General features: G+C 65.4%; 1 protein-coding gene. It reads left to right on the top strand.

The annotated features are described in order from the left end of the window. A partial coding sequence (locus AWB83_RS35625; protein WP_143750172.1) for an MFS transporter occupies positions 1-1,074 on the top strand: 1,074 nt, incomplete at both ends.

Genomic DNA, 1,074 nt, shown 5'->3' with positions numbered 1-1,074 from the left:
GCTCGGCAGCCTGACGCTGGTCGGCATGGCGATCGGCGGCATCCTCGGCGGCTGGGCGAGTGATGCGCTCGGGCGCGTGCGCGTCGTCGTGTGGGCGCTCGCGCTGTTCTCGCTCGGCGCAGGCCTGCTGGGGCTCACGCACAGCTTCATGCAGTTCGCCGCAGTACGCTTCATCAGCTCGCTCGGGATCGGCTGCATGGTGCTCGTGAGCACGCTCGTCGCCGAATATGTGCCGACGGAGCGGCGCTCGCTGATCCTCGGCATTCTGCAGACGGGCGTGTCGGCGGGCTATATCGTCGTGATCTCGCTCGCCAACTGGATCCTGCCGCACTACGGCTGGCGCATGCTCTTCTATGTCGCGACGATTCCGGTCGTGCTCGCGCTCGCGATTCACTGGTTCGTGCCCGAGCCGCCTGGCTGGCGCGCGAGCGCGTCGGCGCGTCCGCACGAGCGTCGCAAGTGGCGGGAGAACCGCTATTACCTGATCTTTTCCGACCGCGAGGCGCGCACGATGTTCATCCTCTGGGCGCTCGCCTCCGTGTTCGCGCTGTCGGGTTTCTACGGGCTGAACAACTGGCTGCCGACCTATCTGGAGAAGGAACTGCACGTGCGCTTCGGCTCGATGGCCGGCTACATGATCGGCACGTACGTCGTCGCATTCGTCGGGAAGATCGTCGCGGGCTGGCTCGGCGACGTGTGGAGCCGGCGCGGCGTGTATGTGCTCGGCTGTCTCGGCGCGGCGCTGTTTCTGCCGGTCATCATCTTCCTTCACACGCGCGAGAACATCGTCTGGCTGATGTTGTTCTTCGGCTTTCTGTACGGCGTGCCGCTCGGCACGATGGGCGCGTTCATGTCAGAGAGCTTCGCCACGCGCATTCGCGGCACGGCCGTCGGCGGTTCATACAACGTGGGGCGCTTCTGCTCGGGTGCAGCGCCTGTCATGATCGGCTATATCGCCACGCAGTTTTCGTTCGGCGTGAGCTTTCTCCTGGTCGGCGCGGTGTTCTTTCTGAGCGGCATCTGCACCTTGTTCATTCCGGACCGCCTCTACGACACCAGCGCGCGCGAGCCGAA

Origin of the sequence: Caballeronia ptereochthonis (assembly GCF_001545075.1) — a bacterium.
In the GTDB taxonomy this organism is placed as follows: Bacteria; Pseudomonadota; Gammaproteobacteria; order Burkholderiales; family Burkholderiaceae; genus Caballeronia; species Caballeronia ptereochthonis.
The sequence above is the reverse complement of the archived record's forward strand: the minus strand, read 5'-3'. Positions and strand labels throughout refer to the sequence as shown.